The 16,971-nt window shown below is 65.0% G+C and carries 13 protein-coding genes; all 13 read right to left on the bottom strand.

All coding sequences use genetic code 11. The annotated features are described in order from the left end of the window. Positions 1 to 15: 15 nt before the first annotated feature. The 13 genes from ASE83_RS17010 to ASE83_RS16950 all read right to left on the bottom strand — a co-directional run bounded on the left by ASE83_RS17010 (position 16) and on the right by ASE83_RS16950 (position 16,954). The gene (locus ASE83_RS17010; protein ID WP_055793223.1) at positions 16 to 1,638 is read right to left on the bottom strand and encodes a glycoside hydrolase family 32 protein; all 1,623 of its coding nucleotides are present in this window, start codon (positions 1,636 to 1,638) and stop codon (positions 16 to 18) included. Between the two features lie 135 nt (positions 1,639 to 1,773). After that, positions 1,774 to 4,578: a TonB-dependent receptor gene (locus ASE83_RS17005; RefSeq protein ID WP_055793219.1), complete on the bottom strand. Its 2,805-nt coding sequence runs from the start codon at positions 4,576 to 4,578 to the stop codon at positions 1,774 to 1,776. A gap of 82 nt (positions 4,579 to 4,660) precedes the next feature. Continuing rightward, positions 4,661 to 6,163: a glycoside hydrolase family 32 protein gene (locus tag ASE83_RS17000; RefSeq protein WP_055793215.1), complete on the bottom strand. Its 1,503-nt coding sequence runs from the start codon at positions 6,161 to 6,163 to the stop codon at positions 4,661 to 4,663. Continuing rightward, positions 6,160 to 7,536, bottom strand: coding sequence for a sugar porter family MFS transporter (locus ASE83_RS16995; protein WP_200921922.1), 1,377 nt, complete (start codon positions 7,534 to 7,536; stop codon positions 6,160 to 6,162). Before ASE83_RS16995 ends, ASE83_RS17000 begins: the two co-directional genes overlap by 4 nt. Beyond that, a complete protein-coding gene (locus ASE83_RS16990; RefSeq protein ID WP_055793370.1) occupies positions 7,529 to 8,491 on the bottom strand; it encodes an ROK family protein in 963 nt (320 codons plus the stop codon). Before ASE83_RS16990 ends, ASE83_RS16995 begins: the two co-directional genes overlap by 8 nt. 216 nt (positions 8,492 to 8,707) lie before the next feature. Next, positions 8,708 to 9,829 carry an ROK family transcriptional regulator gene (locus tag ASE83_RS16985; RefSeq protein WP_235513036.1) on the bottom strand — a complete coding sequence of 374 codons (1,122 nt, stop codon included), beginning with the start codon at positions 9,827 to 9,829 and terminating at the stop codon, positions 8,708 to 8,710. 251 nt (positions 9,830 to 10,080) lie between these two features. After that, positions 10,081 to 11,004, bottom strand: coding sequence for a sugar phosphate isomerase/epimerase family protein (locus ASE83_RS16980; RefSeq protein WP_055793214.1), 924 nt, complete (start codon positions 11,002 to 11,004; stop codon positions 10,081 to 10,083). Between the two features lie 19 nt (positions 11,005 to 11,023). Next, positions 11,024 to 11,980 carry a sugar phosphate isomerase/epimerase family protein gene (locus ASE83_RS16975; RefSeq protein ID WP_055793211.1) on the bottom strand — a complete coding sequence of 319 codons (957 nt, stop codon included), beginning with the start codon at positions 11,978 to 11,980 and terminating at the stop codon, positions 11,024 to 11,026. A 63-nt stretch (positions 11,981 to 12,043) separates the two neighbouring features. Next, a complete protein-coding gene (locus tag ASE83_RS16970) occupies positions 12,044 to 12,817 on the bottom strand; it encodes a sugar phosphate isomerase/epimerase family protein (RefSeq protein ID WP_055793207.1) in 774 nt (257 codons plus the stop codon). A 339-nt stretch (positions 12,818 to 13,156) separates the two neighbouring features. Further along, positions 13,157 to 14,095, bottom strand: coding sequence for a fumarylacetoacetate hydrolase family protein (locus tag ASE83_RS16965; RefSeq protein ID WP_055793204.1), 939 nt, complete (start codon positions 14,093 to 14,095; stop codon positions 13,157 to 13,159). Then, positions 14,092 to 14,892 carry a cyclase family protein gene (locus ASE83_RS16960; protein WP_055793201.1) on the bottom strand — a complete coding sequence of 267 codons (801 nt, stop codon included), beginning with the start codon at positions 14,890 to 14,892 and terminating at the stop codon, positions 14,092 to 14,094. Before ASE83_RS16960 ends, ASE83_RS16965 begins: the two co-directional genes overlap by 4 nt. Beyond that, positions 14,889 to 16,046, bottom strand: a complete 1,158-nt coding sequence (locus tag ASE83_RS16955) for an alpha/beta hydrolase family protein (RefSeq protein ID WP_055793198.1) — start codon at positions 16,044 to 16,046, stop codon at positions 14,889 to 14,891. The genes ASE83_RS16960 and ASE83_RS16955 overlap by 4 nt, the downstream gene beginning before the upstream one ends. A 5-nt stretch (positions 16,047 to 16,051) precedes the next feature. Continuing rightward, on the bottom strand, positions 16,052 to 16,954 hold the full coding sequence (locus tag ASE83_RS16950) for a VOC family protein (protein ID WP_055793193.1): 903 nt from the start codon (positions 16,952 to 16,954) through the stop codon (positions 16,052 to 16,054). Between the last annotated feature and the right edge of the window lie 17 nt (positions 16,955 to 16,971).

Below are 16,971 nucleotides of genomic sequence, written 5' to 3'. Positions count from 1 at the left end.
TGTCTTCGCCAGCATCTATACAAATTTGCGGATTACGACGTCCGAGACTCTAAGCGAACCACCGTTAGCGGAGAAATCCAAGCCCATCGCATTGGGGGGCGCCAGGATGATTTCGGACAAGACAGCCTCGCCATCGTTGACGAAAACCTCGATCGACCCGGCATCGATAAAGATGCTGACCCTCACAACCCCGCCAGATGCATCACAGGCTACGCTGCGGTTCTGACGCCATGCGGCGCTGGCCGGCGCATCAGGTCCGCTGGTATCCCGTTTCAGAAATATGCGGTTGTCGCGCAGTTCAAATCCGACTTGGGTGAAATACCCGTCGCCGCCCCTTACCGACAGCCAGGCACCACCGGGCCAGTCATTCCCGGTACGCGTCAGCGTCATGTCGATCCGTCCTGCCACGATACCGGCACCGGCGGGCCATGTGTAACTGGTCCCTTCCGCGATGGTCTGGTCTGCCCCGGTCACGGTCTGCGCGAACGCACCGTTCTGCGTCGCGATCGGCGTCATGCGCAGGCGCGGGATGCCGGCGGTTCGTTGCAGGCGGAGTTGTCGAACGATACTCAGCTGTCCGCGATAGCCATGGGGTGCGGGAAGCTGGTTGGCATAGGCCCAGTTGTTCATCCAGCCCATCGTCCAAGCAGCGGCAAGCGGATCGGCGGCCTGCGTATCCTGCCAGACCACCGCGGCATAATAATCGGCGCCGCCATCGAGCCACTGCCCGGTAGCGCTGTCGGCTGCAAACGTCGTCCCGTCGAAACTGCCGACCCAGTAACAGGTGCCGCCGGTAAAGCCGCTGGCCGATCCGTCGCCGCCGACCAGCAACACCCATTTGTCGACCGTCGTCGTCCCGTTCGCTTCGTACAGATGCAGCGGGAACAGGTGCGAACATTCCATCACCCCGCCCACCAAGCTCGACACGAAGCCGCTGGCATAGTTCCATTGCTTCAGGTCGGGCGAGGCATAGAAGCCGATCTTGCCCTCTTCCGACAGGGTCATGATCCAGCGCGAGGTGGGCGCGTGCCAGAACACGGTCGGATCGCGAAACGGCTTGTTGCCCGGAAAATTGGGGTGGACGATCGCGTGGAACGTGAAGCTCGACCCGCCGTCGCGCGAATACCATAGCGCGGTCGACTGGTTCTGTCCGGCGGCATTGTCGGCCGGCATCGTCGCCAGCGCGATCAGCGTGCCCGCACCGAATCCGGCAGTGTTGTTGGTGTCGATCACCGCACTGCCGCTCCACACATCGCCGAACGACGTGGTGTTCCGGGGAATCGACACGCCGCGGTCGGTCCAGCTGACGAGGTCGGTCGAGGTCCAGCGCCGCCACTCCGTCCCGCCGCTCGGCCAGGTAGGGTTATAGAGCGCCCACATCGTCCAGCCATTGCCGATCCGGATCGGGCGCTGCGGATCGTTGATCCACCCGCCATCCGGCGCGGCGACATGATAGCGCGGCCGTCCGCTAACGGTCGTGGCGGTCGCGCCGGGGGTCGGCGTGGGAACCGGGGTCGGCGTCGGACCGGGCGTGGACACCAGCCCCCCGCCCCCGTCCCCCGATACCCCGCAAGCAGGCAGGATGGGCAGGGTCGCGATCAGGCCGAGCGTCTGACGCCGTGAAACGATCAAAGACATGGCAAACTCCTCTCCGCACACGGCGGACGGCCGCGCGGCATGGTTCGCGCGTCGCCTGTGCCGGCGGTTCGCGCGGATGGTAGGGTACAGGACAAAGGAGCGGTGGCGCGGCCGGGCGCGCCACCGCCGAAAGCGCTACATCTTGAAGCGGACGCCGAGGCTGAAATACCGCCCCTCGATCCGCAGGTCGCGGCCAAAAGACTGGGTTTCGTTGTAGAAACGATAGTTCCTGAACGGTTGCGCCAGGATGTTGCTCACATTGGCGACCAGCGAGATATTCCTGAACGCGTCGTAGCTGGCCGAAAAGTCGAGCCGCGAAATCGGCTGTACCAGTTCGCCCGCATATTGCTCTTCGTTGATATTGCGGTTGTAGCTGGTGACGTGGCGTGAGCGCCAGTTGTAGGATAGCCGGGCCGAAATGCCCGCCTTTTCATAAAAGCCGGTCAGGTTGTACGCCCATTTCGACAGGCCGGTGATCTCGACCTGACGGTCCCCCTCACCCAGCACCTGCGGCAACTGGTTGGTGCCGTCGAGATAGGTGACGTTGCCCTGCACGCCGAAGCCCGACAGCGCACCCGGCAGGAAGTCGAAGAACGTCTGCAACGATGCCTCGACCCCCTTGATCCGACCATTACCGGCATTTTCGGGACGGTTGAGCTGCACCCGGCCATAGATCGGATCGTTCACGACCTGCGTGTAATAGCCGATGAAGCCATTGAGATCGCGATAGAAGGCCGCGATCGAGGCCGATCCGTTCTTCGAGAAATACCATTCGAGGCTGGCGTCGTAATTCTTCGACGTCAGCGGGCGCAGGTCGGGGTTGCCGCCGGAGCCGGTCGCGTCGAACACCGGCGGCGTGCCGTCCGGCCCCACGCTGTTGCGGGTGATGTTGATCGACGGGTTGAGCTGCCCGAAACCCGGCCGGGTCCGGGTCTGGGTATAGCCCAGGCGCATCTGCCATTCGTTCGAGAAGCGGACCCGGGCGATGGCGGAGGGCAGCACGTCGACGTAATTCTGCCGCGTGACGCTGGGAACGACGCCGACCGTGCCGTCGGCGGCCTGAACACGGCTGAACCCGCGATAGGTGCCGTCGGTATTGACGATGCGCGCACCGACGGTGCCGTCGATCCGCACCCCGCCCAGATCGACGTCGAACTTGCCTTGCCCATAGGTCGCATAGCTGGCTTCGCTGGCGGTGAAGCCACCCAGCGGATCGTAGGGGATGTCGGCGGTAGCGAACTTCGTCACCGCTTCACGAATGCCATTGTCCCACGGAAACAGCACGGTCGCGCGCTGGACAGATTGCAGCGCCAGCAGCCGAAGCGCCTCGCCATTCTCGCGGATCGCGTCGCGACCCGGCGCCAGCCAGTTCTGGAACCGCTGCGGATCTCCGCGAAAGCCGTCGGTGATAAGGCCGAGTCCACCGGTCGGCAGGCTGTCGAGCGCGATATTCAGGCCGGCGGTATAGGCATAGCGGTTGTTGTTCTGCGACGACGCGTTGCGGTCGCTGGCGCGGAACCCGAATTGCAGGCGCGGCAGCCAGCCCCAATCGGTTTCGAGGTCGAGGTCGATCCGCCCCTGTACCCCGTCGCCCTTCGTCACGAACTCGCGCTGATAATAACCACGCCAGCGGGTATTGGCCGGATTGTCGATGGCATAGCCGCCCAGGTCGAACACAGCCGATCCACGTACGTCCCAGTCGACATTGATCGTCGGGGCCGACGCCAGCTGCGCGTCTAGGCTGTATTCCGACGCCTGATATTTGCTGTTGGTATAGGCGAAGTCGCCCGACAGGATCGCGCGGCCGGTGGTCCATTTGAAGCCGGTCGCCGCCTGCCATGTGTCGGTGCGGTCGTTCTGCGTCGACCGGTAGAATTCGGGAACATAGCCGCCGGTCTTGGTAAAGCTCGCCGCCTTGTTCGGCTCGCCGGACACCAGCACGACGTTGCTGAGCGTCGGCGCGACGCCGTTTGCATCGCGGCGTTCGAAATTGACGTTGAACGCATCGCGCAGCACTTCGCCACGATAGGCCTGCCACAGCCCTTCGGCGAACAGCTCGAGGTTCGGGGTCGGTCGCCACTGGATCGTGCCGTTGACCGCCGGGCGGTGTCGCACGCCCTTTTCATAGAAATTGCCGGCATTGGCGGGAAAGCGGAAATCGGTGCCGACGCCCGGCGTCGTGACCCTCAGATCATCGGCCGGATCGTCCGCGCCGAAGCCGCGCGGCGAAATCACGGCGGAATCGGCATAGCGATCGGCATTGCGATAGGTGGTGCGGACGTAGCTGACGTTGATGAGCGCGCCGATCTCACCGATCGGTGTATCCCACCGCTTCGTCAGCAACAGGTTGCCCGCCGGGTCGAACGCCTTTGCCTGATCGTTGTACGATCCGCGCAGTTCCCCCGCGATCTCGGTATCCTTTACGTCGAACGGCCGGCGCGAGCGCAGGTTGACCAGGCCGGCAAGGCCCGGTTCGATCAGGTCGGACGTACCGGACTTATAGACCTCGATCCCCGCCGCGACGCCCGCCGGGAAATCCTGCAGGTGCAGTACGCGGTCCTCGGCCGAAAAGAATTCGCGGCCGTTGAAGGTGGTGGCGACGTCGGGCAGGCCACGCACGAGGATGACGCCGGCTTCGTCGTTGTAGCGCTGCACGGTGACGCCGGTGACGCGCGCGATCGCTTCGGCGGCGTTGTTGTCGGGCAGCTTGCCGATGTCGTTCGACACGATCGCATCGACGATCGAGGATGAATTGCGCTTGATCTCCTGCGCGGAGCCGAGCGCGGCGCGGTACCCGGTGACGATGATGTCGGCCCCGCCATCATTTTCGGGCGCGGCGTCCGCCTCGGATTGGGCGGTCGTTTCCTGCGCGGCGGCGGGGGTGATGGCGAGCGGGATCAGCGCACTCGATGTCAAAAGGGCGAGCAACGTCTTCGGCATAAATCCTCCCAGATTTCCGTTATTTTTTATTGGCAATGTCTTGTTCGGTGGTGGCCGGCTCAGCCCGGCGCGGTCGTCTCGATCATGGCCGCGTCCCCCCGGCCATCGGCCAAGCCTGCATCGTCAGCTTCGCGTTGCCGCCGCGTGCGCTGGCGCTCCAGCGCAACTGCCCGCCCCCGCGAAAGAAACGGTCGGTGATGGTGCGTGTGCCGTCGCCGATGAACAGTTCGAGGATCGACTGGTCGGCCAGCAGCCGCAACCGCACGCGCTTCCCCTTCAGGTCGATTGGCGCGACATGGCGGTTGGCGAAGCCGTCATGGAAGTGCGGCCCCGACCGGGTGCGGTCGACGAACACCTCGTCCACGCCCGGATTGACGCCGATCAGCGTCTGGTACCCCTGTTCGTCAGTGAGCGCGATCGTCACCTGATCGGCGGTGCCGGTGTCGAGGTCCAATGTCAGGTCGGCCGAACCGCCGGCAACCGGCAGGTCGATCGGCGTCTCGCCCAGCGTCGCCGCGAAATCCTGCCGCGTGCCGTGCAGGGTCGCGACTTCGCGCACCGGAGCCTGTGCGATGCGATAGCCGGCAGGCGTCCTCTTCAGCGTCACCTCGCGCGGGACGGTCATCAGCCCGCGTGCCGGCCAGGTCGGGATCGCCTCGGCATAGCGCCAGTCGTTCGCCCAGCCGATCCAGATGCGCCGGGGGTCGCTCTTCGGCAGGTCGTTCCACGACACGGCGGCATAGAAATCCGCGCCATAGTCCATCCATTGCGCTTCGCCCGGCCAGCCCGGAACGGTGGTGAAGCGCTTGCCGTCGAAATCGCCCACGAAATATTGCCCGCCCGAGCCTCCGCCGACGGCATTGTCGCCCAGGTTGATGCCCAGCACCCAGCGCTTCTCACCCGGCGCGCCACCCTCGACCGGCAGTTCGAACAGGTCGGGACATTCCCAGTTCTTGCCGCGTCCACCGGCGGGGCCGAAGCTGCTGGCGAAGGTCCATTGCTTCAGGTCGGGCGAGGTGAACAGCACCGCGCGGTTCTCAAGCGCCATCACCGCGACCATTACCCAGCGCTTGGTCGGGGCGTGCCAGAAGACCTTGGGATCGCGGAATTCGGGCGATCCGACGCTCAGCACCTCGCCATGGACGGTCCAGGTGCGGCCGTGATCGTTGCTGTAGGCGACATATTGCGACTGCAGCTTCGCCTTGGGATTATGGCCGGTATAGATCGCGACCAGCGGCGGCTTGCCGCCCCGCCCGAAGCCGGTGGTGTTGTTCCAGTCGACCACCGCGCTGCCCGAAAAGGCCATGACGTCGGCGGTTTCGGGGATCGCGATCGGCAGTTCCTGCCAGTGGACCAGATCGCGGCTGACCGCATGGCCCCAGTTCATATGGCCCCAGCGGTCGCCATGTGGGTTGTACTGGAAGAACAGATGATACTCGCCGTCATAATAGACGAGGCCGTTGGGGTCGTTCATCCAGTTCCGCGCAGGCGCGAAGTGAAAGGTCGGGCGCGGATCGGGCCGCTGGGCCGAGGCGGTGGTGGCCAGCGCAAGACCGGTCATGGCAAGGATCGCGAGCCGCTTCATGCCGCCTTCCCCTTCAAATTCATGTCTTCCAGCGCGACGCCGTTCGTCTCCGGCATCACCCGCACGGTCCACAACAGTTGCAGCAACATCATCGCGCCGAAGAACGCGAAGACCCAGCCCCCGACCGCGCTCGCCACGATGGGGAACAGCCAGGTGATCGCCGCCGCCGCGACCCAGTGGGTCGTGGAGCCGAGCGCCTGTCCCTTGCCACGCACGGCGCTCGGGAATACTTCGGAGATGAAGACCCAGATCACCGCGCCCTGACTGATCGCGAAGGCGGCGATGAAGGCGAGCAGTCCGCCGAGGATCAGCGTACCGTTCGGCACCGCGCGTTCGAGCTGCCAGCCCACCAGCAACAGCGCGGCGGCGCAGACGATCGACCCGACGAACAGCAGTGGCCGCCGCCCGAAGCGGTCGATAAAGAACAGCGCCGCCACGGTGAACAGCAGATTGGTGCCGCCGACGGCGATCGACTGGAGCAGGGCGCTGTCCGCACCGGCACCCGCCAGTTCGAAGATACGCGGTGCGTAATACAGCAGCGCGTTGATCCCCGACAGCTGGTTGAACAACGCGATGGCAATGGCGCAGGCCACCGGAAAGCTGTGCGCGCTCTGGAACAGGCGGGTATCGCCCTGTCCCGCATCGCGGCGCTCGGCGGCTTCGATGCGCGCCAGTTCGGCTTGCGGGTCGAGGAAGCCGAGGCGAGTCATGACATGCGCCGCTTTGATCCGTTCCCCCTGCACCGCCAGCCAGCGCGGGCTTTCGGGCAGGAAAAAGGTCACGGCGAGGAACAGTGCGGAGGGCACGGCGACGATGCCGAACATCCACCGCCACGCCGCCTCTGGCGGCAGCGCCTGCGCGATCAGATAGTTGCTGAGGAACGCGATCAGGATACCCAGCACGATGTTGAGCTGGTTCATCGCGACCAGTCGGCCCCGGAACTTCGCCGGGGACACCTCGGCGATGTAGATCGGGGTCACCACCGACGCCGCACCGATCGCGAGGCCGCCGAGAAACCGGAAACCGATCAGCATCGGCCAACTCTGTGCCAGTCCGGTGCCAAGCGAGGAGATGACATAGGCAATCGCGACCGACAGCATGATCGCTTTGCGCCCATACCGATCCGCCGGCGCGCCGGTGACCAGCGAGCCGATGACGGTTCCGATCAGCGCCGACGCGACCGTGAAGCCCAGCGACGCATCGGTCAGCGCGAAGCGTTCCTGCAGCGCCTGCGTCGCGCCGGAGATGACGGCGGTGTCGAAGCCGAACAGCAACCCGCCCAGCGCCGCGCCGGCCGCGCTCAGCACGATCGCGGTCGTCGCCCGCGCATCGTCAACATCCTGCCGGCCACCCGGCGTCGCGATGCTATGCATCGACCGTCTCCTTGTTCGTGTGAAGGGGTTCGGCCATGCGCCAGTGCATCGGCCATTGACGGGTCGCGGTGCGATAGGCGAGCGCCAGCGCGCCGGTAAGCCCGGCCGACGCACCCGCTGTCGGCGCGGCGATATAATCGTTCATGTCGATCGCGCGCATACTGGCGTCATAGCCCGCGAGCTTCGCGACCAACGCCGCGCGCACCCGGCCATACATTTGCGGCTGCATCACCCCACCGCCGACGATGATCCGGTCGGGGCGGATGACATAGGTCAGCGTGGCGCACAACGCGGCAATATAGTCCGCCTCGATGGCCCATGCCGGATGATCGGCGGGCAGTTGTTCGGCCGGCACGCCCCACCGGGCGCGCATCGCCGGACCGCTGGCCAATCCTTCCAGGCAATCGCCGTGGAACGGGCAGATGCCGGCAAAAGCCTCGTCCCCCGGTGCGCGCGGAACCTGGATATGCCCGGCCTCCGGGTGGTTCGCCCCGCCATGCGGCGCGCCACCGATCAGCAGGCCGACGCCGATCCCGGTACCGATCGTGACATAGCAGAAACTGTCCAGCCCCTGCCCACTGCCGAACAGCCGCTCGCCCACCGCTGCGCAGTTCACGTCGGTGTCGAGCGTAAGCGGCGCATCGATCGTCCGGCTCAGATGGCCAAGCAGATCGACATTCTCCCAACCCGGCTTCGGGGTCGAGGTGATGTAGCCGTAATCGGTCGCCAGCGGATTGAGCGACAATGGCCCGAAACTGCCGACCGAAAGGGCCGACAGGCGTCCATGGATACGCTGCGCATCACGGAAAAAGGCAGTCGCCGCGCCCAGCGTTTCGTCCGGGTTCGTAGTCGCGATCCGGGTTTCGGTCAGGATCGTTCCGTCGCGGTCGGCAACGGCGCACAGGAACTTGGTGCCCCCGGCCTCTATCCCGCCGAGTAGCAGCGGTTCGCTCACCACCGGCGTTCCGCCCCACATCCACGCTGCGATTCCGTCGCCATCGTCACTCTCCCATCACCCGCCGCTTTACGCGGTCGATGCGACTAAATCTACTAGTGTGATTTAGTTGGTCAAGGATGATTTTCGCTATATTTCAGGTACTTGTTCGACAATCGTTTGCCGTTAGCGGTAGCAGTGGCACGTAGGGCGGTCGCTTCCTGCCCTGCGATCCGATCAGTTGCGTTTGAATAAGCTGCTGAGATCGGGCGAATATTGCGCGTGCAGCGGCAACAGCCCGGCGCCGATCGCCGCCGCCTGTCGTCCCAGCGTGCCGATGCGCAGCTCGGGTGCGAAAAAGTCGGGCGGAGCGTGGTCGGCGAGTTGCTGTTCGACTGCGGACGCAATGTCGGCCAGTTCCTGTGCCGCCAGCGATCCGTCGAGGATCACCGCCTCCAAGTCGAGCAGGCTGTTAGCGCCCGAAATGGTAAAGGCCAGTGCTTCGGTGCAGCGGCGTCGCCAGCCTTCCAGCTCAGCGGGCGTGGTCGCCCGATCCCTGTCGTAGAGCGAGGCATGGTGGATCAGCGAATCGCGGCGGCCGGCGGCCATGACCGGCATCGATGCCAGCGCCCCGGCATTGCCATGCCGGCCCTGCACCACCTGCCCGCCCATCACCAGACCCCCGCCGACAAAGGTACCGAGGTTGATGAGCAGATAGTTCTGAAGATCGGCACCTGCCCCGCACAACAGATGCGCCAGTGTAGCGGCATTGCCGTCATTGTCGAAAAAGGTCGGCCAGTGCAGCCCGGCGCGCAGCCGGTCGGCGACGTCGCCCCGGCGCCATTCCTCGGCCTGATCCTCAGAAATGCCCAGTTCGTCGCGCCATTCGCCCAGAAACCATGGCATCGCGATGCCGATGCCAAGGAAGGTGCTGGGATCACGCAAGGATGCGGGCAGTTGTTCCTGCAGAAACCGGTCGATCCGCTCCACGGCGAGGTCGATGGTCGGGAACGCGCTGGCGTCACAATGCGTCGCCCGTTGCTGCCCATCGAAATCGAGCAGCACCATCGTCATCGCACTGCGGCCGATCTCCACGCCGACCGTGTAGCCGCGCGCGCCGTTGATGCGATAGACGGTGGCCGGCTGTCCCATGCCGCCGGTGCGCTTTTCCGCCTGGAACAGCAATCCGTCGTTGTCGAGTTCGTCGATGATCCGCACCACCGCCTGCGGTGACAACCCGGTCACCCGCGCCAGTTCGGCCTTCGACGCGCCGTTCAACCGCCGGATCGCCGACAGGATCAGTCGTTCGTTATAGCGCCGCATCCCGCTCGCGTTCGTGCCCTTGCGCGCCATATGCATTCGGCCATCCGCTCCTTATCTGCCGCTATGGCGGATCAGCCATACACTGGATGCCGCAGGAAAAACCCTTCCCCGGCGATGCGGAAGTTACCGGTGAAGGGCGATATAGGGAAGCGGCGAGCGGCGCTTGTTTGGAGCGCGATACGTTCGTTTCGACTTGGCGCTTGCGACTTCGGCCGACAGAGTCGTCGGTCATCCCGTGAAGCCGGGGAGGACTGCCACCATGATGATGGATCAATCCTCCCCGACGATCAGTCGTAGATCGGCCGCAACACGGTATCGAGGTGGTAGCGCGTCAGCGCCATTGAGGCGAGCAGGTCCGGCGATCCGTCATATTCGATCGACATCCAGCCCTTGAACTGCCGCTCCTTCAGCATCCGGTACAGCCCTTCCAGATCGAGCGTACCGAGTCCCGGTTCCCAGAACCAGCGCGTCCCATCGTCGGTGATTTCGGGGTCCTGCGCGTAGCGGACGCTGTCGGGCTGTCGCTCCGACGCGGTGTCCTTCAGATGGAAGGTACTGATGCGGTCGTGATAGTCGTTGTAGAAGGTCAGCAAATCTTCGCCCATGATCGCCACCTGCGCGGTGTCCAGGCAGTAATGCACGTAGCGCGGATCGGTGGATTCTATCAGCTCGCGATGATTGGGCAGGTTGATGGCGCAAAAGAACTCGTTGTGCAGGCCGATCCTGACCCCGTGATCGGTGGCGTAGCGGCCGATCTCGTTCATCACCCTGGCGCATTGCTGCACCTCCTCCCGGGTCAACGGCCCCGATCCATGGTAATTCTGCGTGGGGCAGGTGTTCATGTAGCTGCCGCCGAACTTGACGATCGTGTCGACCGCCTCGCGCCCCGAACGGACCGCTTCGTCGAAATGGTCGGCCTGATGCGACGCATGGGCACCATGGAACATGCCGATCACCTCGACCCCGCGATCCCGGGCAAAGGCGGTGAAGTTCTCCGGCGATCCGAACAGCGGCAGGATGTCGGCCAGATCCCATGGCGCGATCTCGATCCCGTCGAAACCGAGTGCGGCCTGATATTTCAGAATCGTGTCCCAGTCCGAATAATAGGCGGTGTTCGTCTTGTCCTCATAATAGAAATCGCGAAAATTATCGATCTGGCGATAGGGAATGCTCTTCCAGTGGCTCATGTTGGCGTAGCGGATGTTAGGCATCGCGGAGACTCCGTCCGGCTTAATTCTGGATTTGGTTCAGGAGCGCGCGCGTGCGCAGCAACGCCCGGAACGGGTCGCGCGTCTGGCGGGCGCTGCAGATGACCGGCCCGGCATAGCCCGTCCGGTCGAGCAGCGCGACGATGCCGGCAAGGTCGACATTGCCGGTGCCCGGATCGCGGAACACCTGTGTCGCGCGATGTTCGGGAAACTCCGGATTGGGCGTCTTCCACGTTTCGGCGGTGTCGACGAAGCTCGTGTCGGTCAGGTGGACGCAGCCGATCCGGTCATGGTGCGCGGCGATGAACGTCGCCGGATCGATCCCGGCGATGGTCAGGGTGGCGGTATCGACGTCGATCTTCACGCTGTCGGGCAACCGATCGAGCAGCGCCAGGATGCGTTCGCCGCGAAACAGGCTCCAATATTCATTACGCAACACCAGCGTTATGCCCGCCGCCTGCGCCTTTTCCGCAAGGCCGCCGAGCAGGCCGGCCATCCGGTCCGCAAAGGAGGCGGCCTTGTCGTCGAGATCGGGATGATAATGCGCGATGCGTCCATAATAGGGTGACGGGCTGATCGCGAGATAGTCGGCCTTCAGATCGACGGCATGGCCCAACGCCTCGCCCGCGAAGTGGCCGGTCGCGCCGAAATAGAAGTCGAGGTTGGCGTTGCGCATGAACAGGTTCGAATCGAACGTCACGCCGGTTACCCGGTCGATGTCGCCCTGCGCCAATGCCGCGCGGTAGTTGTCGGCATTCTCATACTTGGTGTTGACGCAGTATCGGTTCATCGGAACGCCGCTGCGCCCCCCGAACTGCCATACCGGCTCATAGGGGATTTCGATCGCCCGAAATCCGGCCGCGCCGATCAGCGGATACAGCGCTTCCCAGAAATACTTGCTCTCGTACCGGTTACGGTTCGGTTCCTGATAATGGCGATTGATGAGGTCGAGGCTGATCGCGAATTGATCGCTGTGCATGGATGAGTTCCGCAATTGAAGGACACCGGAGTTCGCGCGAAGGATAGAGGGCCGCGCAGATCTTTACTCGGCGAGCATCCGCCGGGACTGGGCCAGCGACTGTTCCATCGGCATCGTCGGGAAATATTCGAGGCCGATCGCGCCGGCATATCCCAGCGCGCGCAGGGTCCGGGTGATCTCCGCCCAGTCGAGCGTCCCGGTGCCCGGTTCGTTACGGTCGGGCATGTCCGCCACCTGCACATGGCCAACGAGGTGGATGCGATCGGCCAGCACGGCGCGCATGTCCTCGCCCATCACCGCGCTGTGCCAAACGTCATAGAGCAGACGCAGGTTGGGGCTGTTCACCGCTTCGACCAGATCGAGGCCGAGCGGGGTGCTGACCAGATACATCGTCGCGAACAATCGGGTGTTGAGCGGTTCGAGGAGCAGTTGGATGCCCGCCGCCTCCGCGGCATCGGCCGCGGCGCGCAGCGCGGCCACCGCGTTGGCGAAATGCGCTTCCTCGCTCATCCCCTCTACCCGGAATCCGGACGCTACGATCAGACTGGGCTTGCCGAGGATCACCGTCGCCTCGATCGTTTCGCGCACGGCGGTGACCATCGCGTCCCGTTCGGCGGGATCGACGATCGATCGCCGCGGATCGACGCACAGGCTGGTCAGCCGTATTCCGGTATCGGCAAGCGCTTCGGCCAGCGCCGCGATCGGCTTGTCCCGCCAGAGATGAAATTCGGCGAGGGTAAACCCGGCATCCCGAGCCGCACGCAATCGCGCGGCAAGGTCGCCCGCTTCCGCAAACTGCCATTCGATACAGGAGGATAGTTGATAGACCGCAGACATAGGACCCTTCCCATTCTACGGCCCCGTGGTGCGCACCGCACCCCGTATGCCTGGCGGGCACCTGCCCGCTATTTTGTGGTTCGATCGGTACAATATTCGGTGCGATAATCAAGGTCGTACGGGCGGACTGCCGTTCCTTAGAACAGGATGCCAGCCATCCAGAACGATCCCACCAGGGTCGTCAGTGCGCCGATCGCCATCGCGGCGCAGCGCAGATTGTCCAACCGGCGCATACTCGGTCGATCGTCTGTCCGCATCGTCCCACTCCCATGATCGCCGCCCTGGCATCGTTGGCCCCGGTGGCGGCAGGTTGAAATTCGTCACGCAGCCCGGTCATCGTCAGCCCTGCACGACCCGCTGGTCGATCCGGCCGAATAGTTCCCCGGCGTGCATCGTCACGCGGTCGCCGAAGCGGAGGAACGGAGTCATCGCCCGACCGGCGATGGCGTCGATGGCGCGACGTTCGGACAGGCACGTCGAACCGACATCTGCGTGGTTCGCGTTCGACACGGTGCCCGAGCCGATGATCGTGCCAGCGGGCAAGTCGCGGGACCGCGCGGCATGGGCGACAAGGTCGTGAAAGCCATGGGCCATCGCATCACCGACCGGACTGCCGAACCATTCGCCGTTGATCTCGACCGTCAGGGGCAGGCAGACGCGGCCATTGGCCCAGGCAGTGCCCAGTGCGTCGGGCGTGACCGCGAACGGCGCGACCGAACAGGCGGGCTTGGCCTGTACCCAACCGAAACCGGTCTTCATCTCGACGGGCGCGATCGTGCGCAGCGACCAGTCGTTGAGCAGCAGGACCAAGCGGATATGGCCCAGCGCGTCCTCAGGCGTGCAGCCCATCGGCACATCGCCGGTGACGACCGCGAACTCGCCCTCGAAGTCGATGCCGTCCGCTTCGTCAGGCAGCGGCACGTCCTCGCGACCCGACAGGAAACGGTGCGACATGCCCTGGTACATCAGCGGCCTGTCCGTCTCGATCGGCGGCAGGTTGAACGCCTGCTGCATCAGGTCGCCATGGGTCGGGAACGCCGACCCATCGAGCCACTGCCACGCGCGGGGCAGCGGCGCGAGCAGGGTAGCGACGTCGAGGCGGTCGCCCTGCCCCGCCGCCAGTCGCTCGGACAGCGCCCTGAGCACCGGTTCGCTCCGCGTCCAGTCGTCGAGCGCCGCCTGCAACGTCATGCCGGCTGACAGGCAGCGGCGCACGTCATCCGATACGACGATCAGCGTGCCGTCGCGGCTGCCATCGGCGCGGGTGGCGAGCCTCACTCGCCGTCCTCCAGGAACGCGACCGCGCGGCACCAGCCCGCCGAACCGCCCTTCACCTTGACCGGCAGGCACGACACGGTGAAGCCGGTCGCGGGCAGCTGGTCGAGATTGGTGAGCTTCTCCATGTGGCAGTACCCGATGTCACGCCCGGCCTTGTGCCCCTCCCACACCAGCGCATAATCGCCGGTTTCGGCGACCTTGGCGGCGGTGTGGCTGAACGGTGCGTCCCAGCTCCACGCATCGGTGCCGGTGACACGGACTCCCTGGCGGGTCAGGTACATGGTCGCGTCATAGCCCATGCCGCAGCCTTTCCCGAGAAAGTCAGGCCGCCCCAGCGCCGCACCGGCGGCTGTGTTGACCAGCACGATGTCGAGCGGTTGCAGGGTGTGGCCGATCCGCGACAGTTCCGCCTCCACTTCGGCCGCGGTCACGACATGACCATCGGGCAGGTGGCGGAAGTCGAGTTTCAGCCCGGGTCGCAGGCACCAGTCGAGCGGCACCTCATCAATGGTCAGTGCCGGTTTCCCGCCGTCTCCCAATGCCGCATCCATCGTCGGATGATAATGCCATGGCGCGTCGAGATGCGTGCCGTTGTGCGTGCTGAGCGTCAGCGTCTCCGATGCGGCGAAGCCTTCGCCCCCGGCCATCTTGTCGGCGGTGATGCCGGGAAAGAACATCGCCGCCTCGGCGACCGTCCCGGCATGGTTCTGGCGGGTGATGGTCGGGCGCATGAACGGCGGGTCGGTGACGACCTCCGGATCGATCGCGATCGACAGGTCTATGATGCGGCGGGTCATGCGGTGGCACCCCCCAGCGTCTCGGCGAACCAGTCGGCCAGCAGGTCGCGACCATAGGCCATGTTGTCGGCGCCGACATGCTCGACCCCACCTTCACGGGCAGTGAAGATCACCTTTTCACGGCGGGGGGAGTTCACCAACTGGTCATAGAGATCGTCGGCATAGGCGACGCCGATCTGCCGGTCGTTGGCGCCGTGGGTGACGAGGAACGGGACCTTGATCCGGTCCATGTGGCCGTTGAGGTTCATCGCCTCTGATTTGCCGAGGAAATCGTCCTGGTCGCTCGCGCCGAACGCCCAATGGACATGGCGCCAGTAATGCGGGACCGGGTTCTCGCCCTCGCGCGCCATGCGCCTGTCCTGCACCTCGCGCCAATTGTGGTTCGCCCCCCACACCGCGCCGCTGGCGAAGCGCGGTTCATAGGCGACGGCGCGCGGGGCGAAATGGCCGCCCAGCGAAATGCCGGTCATGCCGATGCGCCGGGGGTCTACATCGTCCTGCTGCTCCAGCCAGTCGACCGCCCTGCCCGCCCAATGTTCGCTGTGCGGATCGACGGGCAGGTCCTGCAATCGCAACGCCTCGCCAGACCCCGGCTGATCGACGCACAGCGTCGAGATGCCGCGCCGTGCCAGTTCATGCGGCAGGCGCGTCCAGAACAGCAGCTCCTTACAGCTGTCGAGACCGTTGCAGAACACGACCACCGGCTTGGCACCCTCGCCCGGCGCGCGGGTGTAGAGCGCCGGCATCGTGCCCTTCGCCAGCGGGATCTCCACCCGTTCGCGGTTCAGCGCACCCAATGCCGTCGACCGGTCGAACGCCTCCCTGGCGCGGGCATAGGTTTCCTTGCGCCCCGGCGCGCCGTGGCCCTGCATCCGCTCGGCGGTGAACATATAGAGCGATGCCCGCTCCAGCTTGTTCGATGCCGAGAAGGATCGCCCCTTCGCCGCATCCTCGGCCGCCAGCGCGATCAGCTTGTCGCCGACCGAGGCCCATGCCGCCATGAACTGCGGCGTGCCGGCATCCGCCCCGGTCGCCGCCGCGTCCTTGAGCGGCTGACACATGTCGATGATCTCGCCGAGCTGCGCGCCCGACTCCATCGCGATCGCGACCGACAGGTTCCAGATATAATTGGGGAAGGGTTCGTACAGCGCCATGTCGGTTACGCCACCGCCGCCTGCCACAGCCCGGCATCGGGCTTGGGGCTCGGCATGGTCTGCGGACCGCCGATGCCGCTGCCCCACTGGTCCATCGTATCGGGGCGCGGCACATGAACCTGATGCTGGTGGTGGTCGTCGTCGACCTCCTCCAGCTCCGAAGTATACTCGACGACATTGTTGTTGGGCGTCGTGAAGTAGCTGAAGGTGTTGTTGCCGGCGGTGTGGCGGCCCGGCCCCCATTTGATGTCGACGTCATGCTTCTTCAGCCGGCCGACGCCCTTCATCATGTCGTCGATGGTCAGCACATCATAGGCGACGTGGTTGAAGCATGGCGGTCCGGGCAGGAAGGCGAGCCGGTGATGCCAGCTGTTGCAGCGCATGAAGCACATGAAATCGCCCAGCCAGTCCGACACGCGAAAGCCCAGCGCCTTTTCATACCATGCGACCAGCGCCTTGTGGTCGGGCGAGTGCATGACGACGTGGCTGATCTTGACCGGGATCGCCTCGCCGCGAGTCAGGTCGCGCTTCGTCCCGCGCTCGACATCCGCCGAAATCTGGAGCGTGAAGCCGTTGGGGTCGAAGAAACGAAAGCCATAGCCGCCGCCCAGCGTGTCCAGTTCGTGCGGCGCGCTGATGATCCTGCCGTCATTGGCCTTTACCTGTTCGAACAGGGCATCGACATCGGCGCGCGTCTCGGCGGCCCAGGCGATGACGTCGATCCGCTGGGTCGCATCCTCGCGCAGGCGGACGACATATTGTTCATCGGTCCCCTCGGCCGCGAAATAGACCATGCCGTCGTCGGCCGGCACTCCGCGCAGGCCCCAGACATCGGCGTAGAAGCGGCGCTCCGCCACCAGATCGGGAACGGCATAGCCGACGAAACGGATTTCAGACACGCGGGCCATGGTCGCCTCCTTCGTAA

It is taken from the genome of Sphingomonas sp. Leaf32 (assembly GCF_001421765.1).
Classification (GTDB): Bacteria; Pseudomonadota; Alphaproteobacteria; order Sphingomonadales; family Sphingomonadaceae; genus Sphingomonas.
Note: the sequence above shows the minus strand (reverse complement) of the source record. Positions and strands in the feature narration are given on the sequence as shown.

Coding starts and splice junctions, on each gene's coding strand:
- ASE83_RS16980 (WP_055793214.1), bottom strand. CDS start 11,004: ATGCCTAACATCCGCTACGCCAACATGAGCCACTGGAAGAGCATTCCC.
- ASE83_RS16970 (WP_055793207.1), bottom strand. CDS start 12,817: ATGTCTGCGGTCTATCAACTATCCTCCTGTATCGAATGGCAGTTTGCG.
- ASE83_RS16960 (WP_055793201.1), bottom strand. CDS start 14,892: ATGACCCGCCGCATCATAGACCTGTCGATCGCGATCGATCCGGAGGTC.
- ASE83_RS16955 (WP_055793198.1), bottom strand. CDS start 16,046: ATGGCGCTGTACGAACCCTTCCCCAATTATATCTGGAACCTGTCGGTC.
- ASE83_RS17005 (WP_055793219.1), bottom strand. CDS start 4,578: ATGCCGAAGACGTTGCTCGCCCTTTTGACATCGAGTGCGCTGATCCCG.
- ASE83_RS16985 (WP_235513036.1), bottom strand. CDS start 9,829: ATGCATATGGCGCGCAAGGGCACGAACGCGAGCGGGATGCGGCGCTAT.
- ASE83_RS17000 (WP_055793215.1), bottom strand. CDS start 6,163: ATGAAGCGGCTCGCGATCCTTGCCATGACCGGTCTTGCGCTGGCCACC.
- ASE83_RS16995 (WP_200921922.1), bottom strand. CDS start 7,536: ATGCATAGCATCGCGACGCCGGGTGGCCGGCAGGATGTTGACGATGCG.
- ASE83_RS17010 (WP_055793223.1), bottom strand. CDS start 1,638: ATGTCTTTGATCGTTTCACGGCGTCAGACGCTCGGCCTGATCGCGACC.
- ASE83_RS16950 (WP_055793193.1), bottom strand. CDS start 16,954: ATGGCCCGCGTGTCTGAAATCCGTTTCGTCGGCTATGCCGTTCCCGAT.
- ASE83_RS16975 (WP_055793211.1), bottom strand. CDS start 11,980: ATGCACAGCGATCAATTCGCGATCAGCCTCGACCTCATCAATCGCCAT.